This is a genomic window from Gordonia sp. CPCC 206044 (assembly GCF_048537895.1).
Lineage (GTDB): Bacteria > Actinomycetota > Actinomycetes > Mycobacteriales > Mycobacteriaceae > Gordonia.
The window spans coordinates 478,462-495,493 of sequence record NZ_JBCLVL010000001.1; the positions used below are offsets into that span (position 1 = coordinate 478,462).

General features: G+C 67.1%; 14 protein-coding genes. 7 read left to right on the forward strand and 7 right to left on the reverse strand.

Features of this window, described 5'->3' with window-relative positions:
• Positions 1 to 45 precede the first annotated feature (45 nt).
• The gene (gene purB, locus AAFP35_RS02190; RefSeq protein WP_419219878.1) at positions 46 to 1,473 is read left to right on the forward strand and encodes an adenylosuccinate lyase; all 1,428 of its coding nucleotides are present in this window, start codon (positions 46 to 48) and stop codon (positions 1,471 to 1,473) included.
• 116 nt (positions 1,474 to 1,589) lie between these two features.
• Here the strand turns inward: purB and AAFP35_RS02195 are convergent, their stop codons facing one another.
• Both AAFP35_RS02195 and AAFP35_RS02200 read right to left on the reverse strand, forming a co-directional pair.
• Positions 1,590 to 1,868, reverse strand: a complete 279-nt coding sequence (locus AAFP35_RS02195) for a SelT/SelW/SelH family protein (protein WP_419219879.1) — start codon at positions 1,866 to 1,868, stop codon at positions 1,590 to 1,592.
• Positions 1,865 to 2,863, reverse strand: a complete 999-nt coding sequence (locus tag AAFP35_RS02200; RefSeq protein ID WP_419219880.1) for a hypothetical protein — start codon at positions 2,861 to 2,863, stop codon at positions 1,865 to 1,867. The genes AAFP35_RS02195 and AAFP35_RS02200 overlap by 4 nt, the downstream gene beginning before the upstream one ends.
• 228 nt (positions 2,864 to 3,091) lie before the next feature.
• Here AAFP35_RS02200 and AAFP35_RS02205 point away from each other — a divergent pair, with 228 nt between their 5' ends.
• Together AAFP35_RS02205 and AAFP35_RS02210 are read left to right on the forward strand one after the other, a co-directional pair.
• Positions 3,092 to 3,994, forward strand: a complete 903-nt coding sequence (locus tag AAFP35_RS02205) for a phosphoribosylaminoimidazolesuccinocarboxamide synthase (protein ID WP_419219881.1) — start codon at positions 3,092 to 3,094, stop codon at positions 3,992 to 3,994.
• Positions 3,991 to 6,171: a S9 family peptidase gene (locus AAFP35_RS02210; RefSeq protein WP_419219882.1), complete on the forward strand. Its 2,181-nt coding sequence runs from the start codon at positions 3,991 to 3,993 to the stop codon at positions 6,169 to 6,171. Before AAFP35_RS02205 ends, AAFP35_RS02210 begins: the two co-directional genes overlap by 4 nt.
• 141 nt (positions 6,172 to 6,312) lie before the next feature.
• On the opposite strand, the gene AAFP35_RS02215 is transcribed toward AAFP35_RS02210, so the two are convergent.
• Together AAFP35_RS02215 and AAFP35_RS02220 are read right to left on the reverse strand one after the other, a co-directional pair.
• On the reverse strand, positions 6,313 to 7,863 hold the full coding sequence (locus AAFP35_RS02215; RefSeq protein ID WP_419219883.1) for a DHA2 family efflux MFS transporter permease subunit: 1,551 nt from the start codon (positions 7,861 to 7,863) through the stop codon (positions 6,313 to 6,315).
• Positions 7,860 to 8,429: a MarR family winged helix-turn-helix transcriptional regulator gene (locus AAFP35_RS02220; protein WP_419219884.1), complete on the reverse strand. Its 570-nt coding sequence runs from the start codon at positions 8,427 to 8,429 to the stop codon at positions 7,860 to 7,862. The genes AAFP35_RS02215 and AAFP35_RS02220 overlap by 4 nt, the downstream gene beginning before the upstream one ends.
• Before the next feature lie 214 nt (positions 8,430 to 8,643).
• Here AAFP35_RS02220 and AAFP35_RS02225 point away from each other — a divergent pair, with 214 nt between their 5' ends.
• From AAFP35_RS02225 to AAFP35_RS02240, 4 genes are read left to right on the forward strand one after another with little or no spacing between them, the layout of a single operon-like run.
• Positions 8,644 to 9,639: an alpha/beta hydrolase gene (locus tag AAFP35_RS02225; RefSeq protein WP_419219966.1), complete on the forward strand. Its 996-nt coding sequence runs from the start codon at positions 8,644 to 8,646 to the stop codon at positions 9,637 to 9,639.
• The gene (locus AAFP35_RS02230) at positions 9,636 to 12,269 is read left to right on the forward strand and encodes an AMP-binding protein (protein WP_419219885.1); all 2,634 of its coding nucleotides are present in this window, start codon (positions 9,636 to 9,638) and stop codon (positions 12,267 to 12,269) included. The genes AAFP35_RS02225 and AAFP35_RS02230 overlap by 4 nt, the downstream gene beginning before the upstream one ends.
• Entirely contained in the window at positions 12,266 to 13,204 is a 939-nt protein-coding gene (locus AAFP35_RS02235; RefSeq protein ID WP_419219886.1) for a glycosyltransferase, read from the forward strand. Before AAFP35_RS02230 ends, AAFP35_RS02235 begins: the two co-directional genes overlap by 4 nt.
• Entirely contained in the window at positions 13,205 to 14,143 is a 939-nt protein-coding gene (locus tag AAFP35_RS02240; RefSeq protein WP_419219887.1) for a glycosyltransferase, read from the forward strand.
• Positions 14,144 to 14,156: 13 nt separating this feature from the next.
• On the opposite strand, the gene AAFP35_RS02245 is transcribed toward AAFP35_RS02240, so the two are convergent.
• Genes AAFP35_RS02245 through AAFP35_RS02255 form a run of 3 tightly spaced genes read right to left on the reverse strand, consistent with a single transcriptional unit; the run spans position 14,157 to position 16,971 of the window.
• Positions 14,157 to 15,014 (reverse strand): ABC transporter permease, encoded by an 858-nt coding sequence (locus AAFP35_RS02245; protein WP_419219888.1) that lies wholly within the window; start codon positions 15,012 to 15,014, stop codon positions 14,157 to 14,159.
• Positions 15,011 to 15,985, reverse strand: coding sequence for an ABC transporter permease (locus AAFP35_RS02250; RefSeq protein ID WP_419219889.1), 975 nt, complete (start codon positions 15,983 to 15,985; stop codon positions 15,011 to 15,013). The genes AAFP35_RS02245 and AAFP35_RS02250 overlap by 4 nt, the downstream gene beginning before the upstream one ends.
• Complete coding sequence (locus tag AAFP35_RS02255) at positions 15,982 to 16,971, reverse strand: ATP-binding cassette domain-containing protein (protein WP_419219890.1); 990 nt, start codon at positions 16,969 to 16,971, stop codon at positions 15,982 to 15,984. The genes AAFP35_RS02250 and AAFP35_RS02255 overlap by 4 nt, the downstream gene beginning before the upstream one ends.
• Between the last annotated feature and the right edge of the window lie 61 nt (positions 16,972 to 17,032).

Here is a 17,032-nt window from a genome sequence, read left to right on the forward strand (position 1 = left end):
AGCGGCCGTGTGCTGCGGTAACACCGGCCCGACTACACTGTCCCCGTGCCCAAGCCTGTCATCTCCAACGTCCTGGCCGGGCGCTATGCGTCCGCCGACCTCGCCGAGATCTGGTCGCCCCGTCACAAGATCGCGCTCGAGCGCCAGCTCTGGATCGCGGTGCTCAAGGCGCAGCGCGACCTCGGGATCGACGTTCCCGACACTGCGATCGCCGACTACGAGAAGGTCGTCGACCAGATCGATCTCGAGTCCATCGCCGACCGTGAGCGGATCACACGTCACGATGTGAAGGCCCGCATCGAGGAGTTCAACGCCCTCGCCGGTCATGAGCAGATCCACAAGGGCATGACCAGCCGCGACCTCACCGAGAACGTGGAACAGCTGCAGATCCTGCGCTCGCTGGAATACGTGCACGGCCATGGCGTGGCGATGCTGGCCCGGATCACCGATCGAGCCGCGCAGTACTCGTCGGTCGTGATGGCCGGTCGCAGCCACAACGTCGCCGCGCAGGCCACCACGCTCGGCAAGCGATTCGCCAGCGCGGCCGACGAACTCATGATCGCGCTGACCAGGGTGCGTGAACTCATCGACCGGTACCCGCTGCGCGGGATCAAAGGGCCGATGGGAACGTCCCAGGACATGCTCGACCTGCTCGGTGGAGACGCCACCAAGCTCGCCGATCTCGAGGCGCGAGTGGCCGATCACCTCGGGTTCGCCCGGTCGCTGACCTCGGTCGGCCAGATCTATCCCCGTTCGCTCGACCACGACGTCGTGTCGGCGCTGGTGCAACTCGGTGCGGGCCCGTCGTCGTTGGCGCACACCATCCGGCTGATGGCGGGCCACGAACTGGTCACCGAAGGGTTCCAGCCCGGCCAGGTGGGATCGTCGGCGATGCCGCACAAGATGAACACCCGCAGCTGTGAACGGGTCAACGGCCTGCAGGTGATCCTGCGCGGATACGGCTCGATGGCCGGCGAACTCGCGGGCGCCCAGTGGAACGAGGGCGACGTCTTCTGCTCGGTGGTGCGCCGCGTGGCTCTGCCCGACGCATTCTTCGCCATCGACGGGCTCATGGAGACATTCCTGACCGTGCTCGCCGAGTTCGGTGCCTATCCTGCGGTGATCGCGAACGAGCTGGATCGTTACCTGCCGTTCCTGGCGACCACCAAGGTGCTGATGGCTGCCGTGCGCGCCGGCGTCGGTCGGGAGACCGCACACGAGGCGATCAAGGAGAACGCGGTGGCGGTCGCCTTGGCGATGCGCGAGGAGGGTCGGGAACCGGACCTGCTCGATCGCCTCGCCGCCGACGACCGTCTCCCCTTGGACCGGGTACAGCTCGACGACGCACTCTCGGACAAGACGGCGTTCGTCGGTGCCGCCGAACAGCAGGTCGCCGATGTCATCGCCGCCGCGGAGAAGATCGTGGCCCGCTATCCCGACGCCGCCGGTTACGCCCCCGCGCCGATTCTGTAGCGCACCGTCGGCGACGCGCTCCAACGGTGGCCTTCGGGCTTCTCGGGAATCGGCGGCTCACCGCTGCAGTGGTGTCGCCCGAGTGTGGTCGACCGGGCGCGGGTGTTCCGCGAGCGTCAGGACGGGTCCGCGTGTCCGAGATGCCAGTCCGGCAGCGCGACATCGCGGACCAGTTTCTTGAGCGTGACCGCGTCGGGGAAACCACCGTCGCGCTTGCGTTCCCAGACGTCGGTGCCGTCGACGTCGATGTGGAACACGCCGCCGGTCCCGGGGACGAGCGTGACCGATCCGAGTTCGGCCCCGAAGGTGTTCAGCAACTCCGACGCCATCCACGACGCACGGAGCAGCCAGTTGCACTGGGTGCAGTAGGTGATGGTGATCGCCGGCCCGCTCATGCCGGCGTCGCCTCGGCCTGGTGCCGGGTGTCGCCACCTCGGCCGAACATCGTGATCCGGGGGCGTGGTCGCTTGGTCATGAAGACAATCATCGACAACGCGGCCAGCGCTGACAACGCGCCCACAAGCAGAGCCAAGGCGGTGCGGTCGGAATTGTCGACGGTCGAGGCCACCGGGGTGTCGGTCTGCGGGGTCAGATTGGTGCTCGCCGAGTTCAGGTTGTTCGTGATGGACGAGAGCACACCGATGAGTTGCCCGACCCCGTCGGAGACCTTCTTCGCCGCCGCAACGGTGTCGGCACGGGCCGAGGCGAGCGTGCTGAGTCCGCTGTCGAGCTGGCGTGCGGCGGTGCGCGCCTGCGAGATCCCCTCGTCGACATGAGCGCCCGCGGTGCCCAACGACGAGGTGATGGTGTCGAGCTCATGCCGCAGTGAGCCCAGCGCAGCGGTCTGTTTCTGGACGTCGCGGCTCGCCGAGCGCAACGACTCGAGGCGGTTCAGCAGATCGTCGCTGCCCGGGACCTTGTTGGTCTGCACGAACGTGATCAGAGGCGTCACCAGCTCGTCCATCTGCCCGGCGGTGCGCGACAGGGTCTGCACGTCGTCGATACCGCTCGACACCGAGCTGGTCAGGCGCTCGACCTCGGCGACCGCCGACGACGTCGACGGAGCCGACCGCAGGCCGTCGACGATCTGCGTCGAGGCAGACCGTGCGGTGTCGACGGCGTCGAAGACCTCGGTCGCACTGCCCGACACCGACTTGATGGAACCGGTCGCGCTGTTCAGCGCCGATGACATGAGCGTGAACATCATCTTGGCGGAGTCGACGGATTCGCGTGCGGAGTCGACCCGTTGTGGTGAGGGATCGGCGGGTGCGGCGGCCCGGCTGGTCGGCGCGAGGAGGAACGTCGCACTGCCTGCGATCAGACCGACGGTGACGACCACCAGGAACACCGGTGCGGTGCCGAACAGTCGACGGACGGTCGGTGCCGACACCGCCCGCATCCGTCGTGCCCCTGTTCGCAACTGTCGTCTCACGTCGCCGCCCCTGTTCTGTCGTACCCGGTGACCGTTCTGTCGTGCCTGGTGACGGCCCCGGACGCTACCAGCGGAAACTGAGAGCGAGCCCAACACACCTGTGAGGATGCTGGGTGTGCACGCGCGGTGGGACACCTCCGACGGCGAGGTGCATCCGCTCCCGGTGGCCTCGACTAGGGTCGAGTCATGCGTCCTGAACTGCATTCCTACACGCACCTCGCGTCGGGGAAGGTCCGCGAGATCTACGAGATCGACGCCGACACCCTGCTGCTCGTCGCCACCGACCGGATCTCGGCCTACGACCACATCCTGAGCCCGGCGATCCCCGACAAAGGGCGCATCCTCACCGCGATGAGCTTCTTCTGGTTCGATCTGCTCGAGGTGCCCAACCATCTGGCGGGAGGGCCGACAGACGAGCGCATCCCGGCGCAGTGCGTCGGCCGGTCGATGGTGGTGCGCAAACTGCCGATGGTGCCGGTCGAATGCGTCGCCCGGGGGTACCTGACCGGATCCGGCATGATCGACTACGCGGCAACGGGATCGGTGTGCGGGGTCGCGCTGCCCAGCGGGCTCGTCGAGGCGTCGAGACTGCCCGAGCCGATCTTCACGCCGGCCACCAAGGCAGATCAGGGCGATCACGACGAGAACATCAGTTTCGAGCGGGTCGTCGAGCAGGAGGGTGCCGAGCGTGCCGAACAGTTGCGCGCAGCCACCCTCGACATCTACGGACGTGGTGCTGCGCTCGCGGCAGAGCGCGGAATCATCTTGGCCGACACCAAGTTCGAATTCGGGATTGGTGATTCCGGGGAGCTGGTCCTGGCCGACGAGGTGCTCACCCCGGACTCGTCGCGGTACTGGGAGGCGGCCTCCTACCGCGAAGGCGAGGTCCAACCCAGCTTCGACAAACAGATCGTGCGGAATTGGTTGACCGGACCGGATTCCGGCTGGGATCGCGCCGGGGACCAGACCCCGCCGGCGCTGCCCGCGGACGTCGTCGACCGCACCCGTGCCCGATACATCGAGGCCTACGAATGGATTTCGCAGAAGTCCTTCGCCGACTGGCCCGACCATGACGAGGAGAATGCGTGACCCCCGAACCGAAGACAGCCGCAGCGGATCGCACCGAGGAGGTGGCGGCCCCGGTCGCCAAGAAGGTCCATCACGAGCGGGTCCATCACGGCGACACCTTTGTCGACGACTACGAATGGCTGCGCGACAAGGACGATCCTGAGGTCGTGGCCTATCTGGAGGGGCAGAACGCCTTCACCGAGGCGCACACCGCGCAGCTCGACGGTCTGCGCAAGCAGATCTTCGGTGAGATCAAGAGCCGCACACAGGAAACCGACATGTCGGTGCCGAGCCGCCGTGGCCGGTTCTGGTATTACGCCCGTACCGAAGAGGGCAAGCAGTACGCGATCCGGTGCCGCTGTCCGATCCGTTCCGACGACGATTGGACGCCACCCGAGGTGGTCGCCGATGCGTCCCTCGACGGCGAGGAGATCCTCCTCGACGCCAACGTCGAGGCCCAGGGCCACGATTTCTTCAGTCTCGGTGCGCTCACCGTCAGCGACGACGGCGACTGGTTGGCGTTCAGCACCGACATCGTCGGCGACGAGCGATACACGTTGCGGTTCAAGAACCTTCGGACCGGCGAACTGCTGGCCGACGAGATCGCCGATACCGCGGGCGGGGCCGTGTGGTCGGCGGATGCCCGGCACGTCTTCTATCAGACCGTCGACGACGCGTGGCGGCCGGACACGGTGTGGCGCCACGACATCGGTGCGGGCACCGAGGACGTCAAGGTCTTCCACGAACCCGACGAACGGTACTGGGTCGGCATGGGGTCGACCCGTAGCGATCGATACCTGATGATCGGGGTGGGTTCGAAGATCACCTCGGAGGTGTACGTTCTCGACGCGGCCGAGCCGACCGGCGAGTTCCGCAGCGTCGCACCGCGGGTCGAAGGGGTGGAGTACAGCGTCGAGCACGCGGTCATCGGTGGCGAGGACTATTTCGTCATCGTCCACAACGAGATCCGCGACGGTGCCAAGGCGGAGAACTTCGCCATCGACATCGCCCCGGTGGACGACATGGCCGCGCGACGTGAACTCATCGCCCACGACGAGGATCGTCGGATCGAGGATCTCGACGCCTTCCGGGACTATCTGGTGTTGTCGTATCGGCGTGCCGCGCTGCCCAAGATCGCCATCGCCGATCTGCGACGGATCGACGGGATTCCCTCGCTCGCCGATTTCCATGAGGTGGAGTTCGACCAGGAACTGTTCTCGGTGGGCCTCGGCGGTAATCCGGAGTGGGTCACCCCGCGTCTGCGTATCGGATACGCGAGTTTCATCGAACCCACCGAGGTGATCGACCTCGACGTCACCACCGGGACGCGCACACTGCTGAAACGTCAACCGGTGCTCGGTGGCTACGACGCGGCCGACTACGTCCAGTCCCGCGAGTGGGCGACGGCCCAGGACGGGACGCGGATCCCGCTGTCGATCGTGCGGCGCAAGGACGCCGCCGACGGCCCGGCGCCGCTGCTGCTCTACGGATACGGCTCGTACGAGAGCAGCATAGACCCGTCGTTCTCGGTGTCGCGGCTGTCGATGCTCGACCGCGGTGTGGTGTTCGTGCTCGCGCACATCCGTGGCGGCGGTGAGATGGGCCGGTACTGGTACGAGAACGGCAAGACGCTGACCAAGAAGAACACCTTCACCGATTTCGTCGATGCCGCCAGGTATCTGGTGGATACCGGATGGACGACGCCTGCGCAGATGGTCGCCGAGGGCGGTTCGGCGGGCGGTCTGCTGATGGGTGCGGTCACCAACCTGGCGCCCGAACTGTTCAACGGGATTCTCGCGTCGGTGCCGTTCGTCGACGCCTTGACGTCGATCCTGGACCCGTCGTTGCCGCTCACGGTGATCGAATGGGACGAGTGGGGTGATCCACTGCACGACCCGGATGTGTACGCCTACATGAAGTCCTACTCGCCGTACGAGAACGTCGAGGCCAGGGCCTATCCGGCGATCCTGGCCGAGACATCGCTCAACGACACGCGTGTGCTGTTCACCGAGGCGGCCAAATGGGTTGCGCGACTTCAGGAGAAGAACACCTCGGACAACCTCGTCCTGCTCAAGACGGAGATGTCCGCGGGTCACGGGGGCGTCAGCGGACGGTACAAGCAGTGGGAAGAGGTCGCCTTCGAACTCGCCTGGATTCTGCAGCAGACCGGCGCCTGGCACCCCGAGCCTGCCGCCTGACCCACGCGACAGCAACCAAAAAACCGCCGACAGCAACCACATATACGCCGACAGCAACGGGATCTTCTCGATTCCCGTTGCTGTCGGCGTTATTTCGGTTGCTGTCGGCGGCCGTGGCGGACGCCGCGAAGCGGCGCTTCGTCAGTGCATGATGATCGGCGCGCGGTCCATGTCCTCTTCGACGAGCGGGGACTGGATCTTCTTGCGGGGCAGGAAGAACGCGGGGATCAGGGTCAGGGCGATCAGAACCGCGGCGACCACGAACGTCGACCCGAAGGCGTTGGCGGCGGCGTCGAAGAACGACTGCGGCAACGGTGCATCCTGCATCTGCGGAGGCAGGCTGTCCGGGGCCGTGTTGGACGCGATGGCGAGCATGCCCTCCGGTGCGTTCTTCAGGTTGGTCGCGAGGATGACCGCGATGACCGCGGACCCGATCGACGAGGCGGTCTGCTGGACCACGTTCACCAGCGTCGAACCGTCGGGCACCTGGGTGTTGGTCAGGGTGGCGAGAGCCGCGGACATCATCGGCATCATCGTCATACCCATGCCCAGACCCTGGACGAACAGGGCGCCGCACAAGATCCAGTACGAGGTCCCGGCTCCGAGGAACACGAAGGTGCCCATGCCGAGGAACATCAGCACGATGCCCGCGAGAACGAACTTTCCGGGGCCTATCCGGTCGGTCATGCGGCCGGCGATCGGCATGGTCAACATCGCGCCGATACCCTGCGGGGCCAGGAGCAGACCCGCGGAGAGCGTGGACTCACCACGCACACCGATGAAGTACTGCGGGAACAGCAGTGACGCACCGAAGAACGCGATCATGAAGAACGTCATCGAGATCACCGCGATCGACAGTGTGCGGTTGCGGAACAGTCGCAGGTCCAGCAGCGGCTTGTCGGCGCGCAGGGCATGCACGATGAACGCGGCGATCAGGACGGCGCCGATGATGGCGGGGATCAACACCTTGCCGGAGACGAAGGTGCCTGCCTCCGCGCTCGACGAGATCCCGTACAGGAACAGGGCCAGACCCGGTGACAGCAGGAGCAGCCCGACGAAGTCGATCGATGGTCGTGCGGTCTCCTCGTCGTCACGAAGTGCGAACCACGAGTAGACGATCGCGATGATGGCGATCGGCACGTTGATGAGGAAGACCCAGTGCCACGAGGCCTTCTCGATGAGCAGGCCGCCGAGGATGGGGCCGGCGATCGGGCCGAGCAGCATGGGGATACCCAGCACGGCCATCACCGAACCGACGCGCTCGGGTCCGGCTGCCTTGGTCAGGATCATCATGCCGATCGGCATGAGCAGGCCACCGCCGAGGCCCTGGATCACGCGGAACGCCACCAGCGCACCGATGTTCCAGGCCAGCGCACACAGCGCTGAACCGATGGCGAACAACACCAGAGACGTCAGATAGACCTTCTTGGTGCCGAAACGGGCTGCGGCCCAACTGGACAGCGGGATCACCGCGGCCAGGGCGAGGGTGTAGCCGGTCATCGTCCACGCGGCGCCTGCGGCGTCGGTGTTGAATTCCTGCTGGAAGGTGTTCTGCGCGACGGACACGACCGTGACGTCGAGGATCGACATGATCGCGCCGAGCACGACCACGCCGGCGACGACGAGGACGTGCCGGTCGAGTTTGGTGTCCGGCGACCCCGCGTGTGCGTGGGCCGGTGTTGACGAGGTCATGAACCGACTTTCTGTGAGTTGTCCGATGGCGAGCCCTCGTGTGATGCGCTGGGGGAGGCGCATACCTGGGCGAAGTAATCGACGTCGCTGTCGACGATGGGGGACAGTGCCGAACACAGTCCGTCACGGAGTCCGACCGGAAGCCCGGCCACGAAGGACCGGAGCATCTCCCGCTTGATGGTGACCTGTGACGCGACGACGTCGGCGCCCTCGGCGGTCAGCGACACCCGTTTGACCCGACGATCGGTCGGGTCCTCCCGACGATCGACGAGGCCGGTGCCGACCAGCTTGTCGACGGTGCGGCCCGCCGCGGCCAGGGACAGATTGACCTGGCCCGCGATCTCGTGCACCGACATGGACTCGGAATCCTCGCCGTGGGCGCCGAGGGCGAACAGGACACGGATCTGCGAAAACGTCAGGTCCGCTGCTGCGAGGGTGTCCATGGTCTGTCCCTTGGCGATGCAGGCGAGCCGGTCGAGGAAGCCGGTCAGCGTCGCACATGTGGTCTCGACCGAGGCGTCGTCCACCTGGGACGATTGCGGAGACGGCGACGCGGAAGAAGGCACTCAGCAAAACTAACCGACTTGCAACTATTTCGACAGCGCAAGCAATGGTGAGATCCGACATACGTCTCGCGAAATTGTGACCGACAACACGCTCGGGCGATGGGCGCGACCGGGTGCGGGCCGGCGGGAGGGTCGCTTTCGTTCAGTGTAGGCTTCCCTAACTATGCTCGACCTCGCGTCCTGTCGGACCTGCGTATCCCGCTTCGTGATCGTGATGATCGTGGTCTTGTCGTGCGTTGTGGGATCGACCCTCAGGGGATCGAGTCCGGCAGGTGCGACCCCGGCGGCCGCTACCGACGAGGTCCGTCGGACCGCGGGTGTGGAGTCACTCGTGCAACGCAACGACACCGTGTGGGAAGCCGTCGTGCACGCCCCGACGATGCACACCGACATCCCGATGCACATCCTCCGCCCGAAGGGTGCACCGTCGGGCGCGCCGATCCTCTATCTCCTCAACGGCGCCGGTGGCGGCGAAGACGGCGCCAACTGGCTGGCGCAAACCGATGTCGTGGACTTCTTCGCCGACAAGTTCGTCAATGTCGTGATCCCGGACAAGGGGATCGGCAGCTACTACACCGACTGGGTCGCCGACGATCCGGTCGTCGGCCGGCCCATGTGGCAGACGTTCCTCACCGAGGAACTGCCCGCGGTCCTCGACAACGCGCTGGGAGCCAACGGCCGCAGCGCGATCGCCGGGTTGTCGATGTCGGCGACCTCGGTGCTCAACCTGGCCATCGCCGCTCCCGAACGGTATCGGGCGGTCGCCTCCTACAGCGGGTGCGCGCAGACCAGCACGCCGGAGGGCGAGGCAGCCGTCCGCGGCATCGTCTACGTCGCGGCCGGCGCCAACGCCGACAACATGTGGGGACCGGCCGGTTCGCCGCGGTGGGCACGTAACGATCCCTACCTGCACGCGGAGAAACTCCGCGGCACCTCGCTCTACCTGTCCAGTGGCAGTGGTGTGGCCGGGCAGTACGACACCCGCGAGAACCAGGCGCCCGGCGCTCCGCCGGTGGAGAACCAGATCCTCGTGGGCGGTGCGCTCGAGGCCGCGACCCGGCACTGTACCGAGGCGATGGCGCACCGCTTGGCCGCGTTGAGGATTCCTGCGGTGGTGCACCTGCCGTCGACCGGCACACACTCGTGGCAGTACTGGCGCGACGAACTGCACCGGTCGTGGCCGACGATCGACGCCGGTCTGCGGTCATGACCGCAGAGGTCGATCACGACGTCGAGGCCAACCGCACCGGTATGCCCCGGACCGCCGTGGCGCATTGGCGTGCGATGGCCGTGGCGCGTGGTGACGCCACCGCGGTGCGATCACCAGACGGCTCGATCACCTTCTCGTCGGCGCTGTCGCACGCCGACGACCGTGCGCGTGCGATCGCGGCCGCGGTCGTAGAGCCTGGCCGGCCGGTCGCCGTGGATGTCGAGTCGGATGTGGAGTCGGTGCTGTCGGTGCTCGCGGTGTTGTGTTCCGGGCACCCGGTCATCTTTCTCGATCCGCTGCTGCCCGACGACCGACGTGAGCACATCCTGCGGATCTCCGGGGCACGTCGTTTCGCCCCCTCCGACATCGCAGCACTGCCTGCGAGCGATGCCCCGGTCGCCGAGCCGCAGCCAGGGGACCCGGCGGTGATCATCTTCACGTCGGGCTCCACGGGTGCGCCGAAGGGCGTCGTGCACGCCCAACAGGGCTGGGTGAACCAGGCGGTGGACGGACGTGAGGTCCTGGGATTCGGTCCCGGCGACCGTGAGGCAGTGCTGCTGCCGCTGAGTTTCGGTGCGGGCTTCGACTGTCTGATCATGGGGTTGCTCAACGGCGTCACCCTGCTGCTCTGGGATGTCCGCCGCCGCACCACCACCGGACTGCGGGACTGGCTGGCCGACTCCGGTGCCACCACGATGCACTGCACGCCGTCGCTGCTGCGCTCGTGGCTCCCGGAACTCGACGCCGCCGCGGCACTCGGTGACCTGCGGTTGCTCACGACCTGCGGCGAGCCGGTTCACCACGACGACGTCGAACGAACGCGGTCGACCGTGCTGCCCGACGGTGTGTTCTGCAGTTGGTCAGGTTCGTCGGAGATGGGGAACCTGGCGTTCAACCGGTTCCCACGCACTAGGGCTGTGCCGCCGGGGGCGATCCCGGTGGGTACGCCCGCATCCGACAAACACGTGCGCATCCTCGACGAGGACGGTGTCGACCTGCCTGCCGGAACCGCAGGCGAGATCGTGGTGGAATCGGCCAACCTCGCCCTGGGCTATCACGACGATCCCGAGCTCACCGCCGGCAGGTTCCGGCCGCTCGAGGACGGCCGGACGCGGCTGTACACAGGCGATCTCGGGCGTTTCGACGAATCGGGACAGTTGCATCTGCTCGGCCGTCGCGACGATGCGATCAAGGTCCGCGGCTACCTTGTGGAGCCGGTCGAGGTGGAGGCTGCGATCCGGGCGTTGCGATGGACCGTCGATGCGGTCGTCACCGCCGACAGGGAATCCGGCCGACTGACCGCACACGTCGCGGTGGATCCGGACCGGTGGCATCCCGCACCGGCCGAGATCCGGATAGCGCTGGGGAAGACCTTGGCGCCGTGGATGATTCCGCAGGATGTCATCGTCATGGCGCAGCTGCCGCGTAACGAACGGGGCAAGGTGGACCGTGCTGCGCTGCCGCCACCACCGGAGCGCACGCCCGAACCCGTCCGTGGTCCGACCGAAGCGGCTCTGCTCCACATCTGGTGTGGACTCCTCGGTCTCGACACCGTCGGCCGCAACGAGGACTTCATCTCACTCGGTGGCGATTCCCTGGCCGCAGCGCGACTGCTCACCGAGATCCGCGACCGGTGGTTGGTGGACATCGCAACGGCGGATTTCGCCGCGGCGCCGACCATCGCGGCGCTCGGGGAGCGCATGGATCGGGCACACCAGGAGCGCGCGCAGACCGCGGCGGTCCGGCCGATCACCGAATTACGTTCGGGCACGGGTGAACCGGTGTTCTTGGCGGCAGGGGCGGGCAGTCCCGCGGCCGGCCTGCTCCCGCTCGTGCGTCACCTCGACGGCGAGTTCCCGGTGTACGGACTCCAGGCGCACGGCCTGGAGAGTCGAGGTCGTGCCGATCGGTCGGTCCGGGCGGCGGCCCGACGCGCGGTGCGCGACATCGTCGCGGTGCAACCGGCCGGCCCCTACCGCTTGGCCGGCTATTCGTTCGGTGCGTTCGTCATGTTGGAAGCGGCGTCCATGCTTCGGGCACGCGGAGCGCGCTGTGAGGTCGTCGTGCTCATCGACGCACTCTTCGAGCCGGAACTGCGGGCGCGGGTCGAGAGCCTGTATGACGCGCGTGGGCTCGCTCCTCGTGGGCGCGGCGCCGTCGATGAGCCCGGCGGGGCAGCGGCGTCGGCCGGTGTGGCTGCGGGTGCCGGTGTCGGTCTCACCCACGTGCTGCCCGACCGGAGCGCGGTGGATGACGCAGCGGCACATCATCTGTCGCCGATCCGTCAGCGGATGAAGCTCCTGTGGAACCGGTGTGCGATGCAGTTCCTGGTGGCCACCGCGGGCCTGCTCCGGTTGCCCACGACCCTGCAGTGGACCGTGTTCTGGGATCTGGGCAGGCAGTTGCTCAGCCGGCATCGACCCACGCCGTACCCGGGTCGGGTCACGCTCATCATGGCCGACACCAACCCCGACGACGAGTGCCTCTGGTCCGGGCTGGCCACCGGAGAACTCGACATCGTCCGGGTGGTCGGCGACCATCACTCGATGATGCGGGCACCGCACGTGTCGGGGACCGCGGCGGTCGTCGACAGCGCGCTGCGCGACTGCGGTCAGGAAGTCCCGCGGTGACTGCGGTCGTCGCCGTCGTCGCGTCCTTCGAACCGGCACCCGAACTCGTCGATGTCGTGAAACGCGTTGTCGGCCAGGTCGAATCGGTCATCGTTGTCGACGACGGGTCGCCGTCGCTGGTCACGTCGCCCGACGGGGGAGTCCGTGCCGTGTTGGACGGTTGTGTCGCCCTGGGCGCGTCGCTCCTCGAATCGCCGTCGAACGACGGGATCGCGGCCGCGCTCAACCGGGGGGTGTCCGAAGCGCTCGCGCGTGGGGCAGACGCGGTTCTCACCCTCGATCAGGACACGTTGCTCGACGACGACTACGTCGCGCGTGTGGTGGACCATCTCGCACTGGCTACGTCGGTGGGGCTGACGCGGGTGATGTTCTCACCCAGCATGATCAACGACGACGTGGCGCCGTTCTGGTTCGCCGCACGAGGATTGACCCTCGCGTTCGAGCCTATCCAGTCGGGGCTGGTGATCACCCGTGACGTGTTCGACGCGGTGGGACTCTTCGACGAAGATCTGTTCATCGACTGCGTCGAGACGGAGTTCTACCTCCGCGCGCGAGCGCAGGGCGCGCACGCACTCATCGTGCCCGGCACCGGGATTCGGCATCGGCTCGGCCGGCCCGCACGGTGGACGCCACCGTGGCCGCTACGTCGACTGACACGGGGCGCGACGATCGAGTTCTCGGAGGACGCGCCCTTCCGGCACTACTACATCGCGCGCAATCGGTTCGTGCTCTACCGTCGCCATGCGCGCAGCGAACCACTCTGGTGCGCGGTGTCGATCGTCAAGGACGTGGTCAGCCGGGGCCGAGCGATGCTGATCGGAACCGAGCGCCGTGCTCGGGTGTACCTGACCTGTGCGGGGATCGCTGCGGCATGTCGCGGTCGGATGGGTCCGATCCCGGATCGAACGCGCCGACGCGCGGAAGGATGGTCATAGATGTTGCGTCGCAAGAACACGGTGCCGGTCGGTGAGCGCCGAGCCGACGTCGCCCGCGCTGCCCCCACGTCGGTGTCGGTGGTCATGCCGGTGCGCAACGTGGTGAGCACCATCGACCAACAGCTCGATGCCCTGGCCGCACAGACATATTCGCGTCCGTTCGAGGTGATCATCGCCGACAACGGATCGACGGACGGCCTGCGCGCCCACCTCGAGGGGCACCGCCTGGCCGACCGACTGCAGATGAGATGGGTCGACGCGTCGGCGCGCAAGGGCGGGTCGTACGCCCGCAACGTCGGTGTGGCCGCCGCAGACGGGGAGTTCATCGCGTTCTGCGACGGCGACGACCGGGTGCATCCGGAGTGGCTGGCGGAGATGGTCGTCGCCGCTCCGTGGTGCTCACTGGTCAGCGGCGCGGTGGAGACACACAGCCTCAACACCGCGCAGACGCAGAGCTGGCGGCACATGCTGCCACCCGAGATGCCCTACGAGTTCCCCGGGTTCCTGCGGGTCGCCACCGGCTGCAGCATCGGTATCTGGCGGGACATGTTCGAGAAGGTCGGCGGTTTCGACGTCACCTACGATCGTGGCGCCGAGGACGCCGACTTCTCGTTCCGCGTACAACTGGCCGGTGGAGTTCACGCGCACGCGTCGAAAAGTCTTGTCGCCTACCGGTTGCGTGACACCGAGCGGGGGATCTGGGATCAGTCGGTGATGTGTGGAGAGGGCGATGCCCGCCTCTACTCCGACTACCGTCACTACGGCATGCCGCGGCGGCCCTGGTATGCGACGGTCGACCTGATCGCCTATCTCGTCCTGCGTAACCCGCTGCTGCCGACCGCCCTGACCCGGGTGCCCACCGGCCGTTGGCTGTTCCAGGCGGGCAATTTCGTCGGCCGCATCCGGGGTAGCGTGCTGCACCGCTGTTTCTACATCTGAGGACCGTGCCGGCTCAGCTGCGAATCGTGGCAGCCGTGCGGTACCCGGCCAGGGTCGGACCGGTGAACGCGACGAGCAACAGCACCGACCACGCGAGTGTCAGTGCCAACGGCTGGCCCCACGGCACGTCGTTCGCGAACCCGCGGATGGTGTCCACCGCACAGCTGAGCGGCTGGTAGCGGACGATCGGCTGCAGCCACGCCGGATAGGCGTCGGCGGGAACGAATCCCGTGTTGAAGAACATCGCGAGATTGGTGCCGATGGCCACCCATTCCACGATGTGTGAGTCGCGGCTGCGCAACGCCAGTGCCGTCACCATCATCGAGAACGACAACCCGAAGATCACCGTGACGGCGAGGATCGCAAGCGCGCCACCGACACCGGTGTGGATTCGGAAGCCGATCACCGCACCGACCAGCAGAACGGCGCTCACCGTGACGACTATGCGCACCGCTTCGGCGGCCAACCTCCCCACCATGGCCGAGGCACGGTGTACCGGCAGCGTCCACATCTTGCTGAGCAGACCGGACATACGTTCGCGGCGCAGCCCGAGCCCGCTGATGGACGAGCCCGACATCGCGCCCACCAGAGCCACCATCGGCACCATGCCGAAGACGCTCGACGACCCCGAGTGTGCGCTGACCGAACGGTCGAGGACCAGCCAGAACAGCAACACCATGAGCGCCGGGAACAGCAGCGACTGCAAAAGGGTGGCCGGATCCTTCGCCCATTTGACCAGGATGCGTTCGGCTTGCAGTGCGGAGCAGCGGAGCAGCGCCCGGGTGGTGGACTCGGCGGCCCGCTCGTCGCGGCGCGGGAACCGCAGTCGCGCCGTGTCATCGTTCGCTTCGGTGTGTCCTGGGGCGGTCACGGGTACAACCGCCGATGGGTCTGGGTGTGATGGGCGAAGGCGACGAACGACACGGCCAGCGCGGCAAGCCAGATGAGGGCGGGAGCGGCGGTGTGCCAGGTCGGTTCGCCTGCGGCCAGTTCCCGCATGGTTCCGGCGAAATGCGAGATCGGTTGGTTGCGTGCGAACGGTTGTGCCCAGTCGGGAAATCCGGACTCCGGCACGAATCCGGTGGACAGCAGGCCGAGGACGAGTTGGGGTAGCACGAGCAACTGTGAGGTCGCCTCGGGGCCACGGGTGATCAATCCCAGGGAGTCGGCGCCGATGGCCAACACCAGACCCACGGCCAGCGCGAAAGCCACGAACCCGAGTGTGTCCAGAGGGCCGCCCGCGAACGAGAAACCCAGCAGCACACCGATGATCAGTGCGGCGGCGATGGAGATCATGGATCGGATCATCGACGTGCTCATGCGTGCGAACAGCGGGACGAGGGGGCGAACCGGCATCGAGGCGAGTCGTCGGTTCATGCCGCGCATCTTGTCCAGCGTCGCGCGCTGCGCCGCGGCGACCGCGGTGAACGCCACCGACTGCAACACGATGATGGGCATCAGGAACTGTGCGTAGTCGATGCCACGATCGGCCATGATGAGCCGCAACGGCAGATAGAAACCGAGTGCGAACACCACTGGCATCACCACGGCGATGACGAACTCGCCCTCACCGTATGCCGACCGCACCGCTCGCTCGGTCATGGTCAGCCACTGTCGGCCGAACGCCGCCCCACCGGCGGAGACGGTGGGGTCGTCGCGGTCGGGCCAGGCGACCGTCTGCGGCCCGGCGGTATCCGGCGCGGCCCCGGGAGCTGAGGCGCCGGTCGTCGTCGCGTCGTTCGATGACCGGTCCGTCGACGACGTGGTGATCGAAGACGTGGTGATCGATGACTGCCCGGCCGACGGCAAGGCATTCGACCCGGACCCGGTCGACACCGTCATGACGCCTTGTCCGGCATCGGGGTGTCTCCGGTCAGAGTGAGGAACACGTCGTCGAGTGAGGGGGTGCGCAGGCCGACGTCGGCGAGACCGATGCCGGCGCTGCGTGCCAGATCGATCACCTGTGCCATGGTGTCGACACCGTCGGGTGCGGTGAGCGTGACCGTGGCGTGCTCACCGACCGAGACGCGGCGTTGTGGTCCGAGGCCGTCGCGCAGCACCGTGCACAGGTGCGCGGCCTGTGCGGTCTCGGCGGGCACCGCCTCGCAGTACCTTCCGCCGACCTTCTGTTTGAGTTCGTCCGCGGTTCCCTCCGCCACCACCCGGCCCTTGTCGAGCACGATGATGTTGTCGCTGAGTCGATCCGCTTCTTCCAGATACTGCGTGGTGAGCAGTGTCGTGATGCCGTCGGCCTTGAGGGATTCGACCAGACCCCAGACCGCCTGGCGGCTTCGTGGATCCAGTCCGGTGGTGGGTTCGTCGAGGAACACCACCGACGGTTGCACCACCAGGCCGCAGGCGATGTCGAGGCGTCTGCGCATCCCACCGGAATAGGCGTACACGGGCCGCTTGCCGGCGTGGGTGAGGTCGAAAAGATCCAGGAGGTGCTCGGCACGTTCCCGAGCCGCCGGACGCCGCAGCCCCTGCATACGCCCGAAGAAGATCAGGTTCTCCCGCCCACCGAGTGTCTCGTCGAGGGCGGCGTACTGGCCGGTCATCGAGATGGTCGCGCGTACCGAAGCCGCATCGCTCACGACGTCGTGGCCGGCGACCGTGGCGGTACCGGAGTCCGGTGGCAGCAGGGTGCAGAGGATGTCCACCAGCGTGGTCTTTCCCGCGCCGTTGGGCCCGAGGATGCCGAGGACCGAGCCGCGGGGGACCTCGAAGGAGACACCTCGCAGGGCAGCGACCTCGCCGAAGGACTTGGTGACGTCGTCGACGCGAACGGCGGTTCCGTGATCGGCCGGAACGATGGATCGAGCGCTCATGAGGTCATCGGGCTCTCCATCGGGCGGGTACGGCGAGGTACTGAGTGGCTGTGGCGACGTT

Coding starts and splice junctions, on each gene's coding strand:
- AAFP35_RS02225 (WP_419219966.1), top strand. CDS start 8,644: ATGATCGTGGTCTTGTCGTGCGTTGTGGGATCGACCCTCAGGGGATCG.
- AAFP35_RS02205 (WP_419219881.1), top strand. CDS start 3,092: ATGCGTCCTGAACTGCATTCCTACACGCACCTCGCGTCGGGGAAGGTC.
- AAFP35_RS02215 (WP_419219883.1), bottom strand. CDS start 7,863: ATGACCTCGTCAACACCGGCCCACGCACACGCGGGGTCGCCGGACACC.
- AAFP35_RS02230 (WP_419219885.1), top strand. CDS start 9,636: ATGACCGCAGAGGTCGATCACGACGTCGAGGCCAACCGCACCGGTATG.
- AAFP35_RS02195 (WP_419219879.1), bottom strand. CDS start 1,868: ATGAGCGGGCCGGCGATCACCATCACCTACTGCACCCAGTGCAACTGG.
- AAFP35_RS02250 (WP_419219889.1), bottom strand. CDS start 15,985: ATGACGGTGTCGACCGGGTCCGGGTCGAATGCCTTGCCGTCGGCCGGG.
- AAFP35_RS02255 (WP_419219890.1), bottom strand. CDS start 16,971: ATGAGCGCTCGATCCATCGTTCCGGCCGATCACGGAACCGCCGTTCGC.
- AAFP35_RS02240 (WP_419219887.1), top strand. CDS start 13,205: ATGTTGCGTCGCAAGAACACGGTGCCGGTCGGTGAGCGCCGAGCCGAC.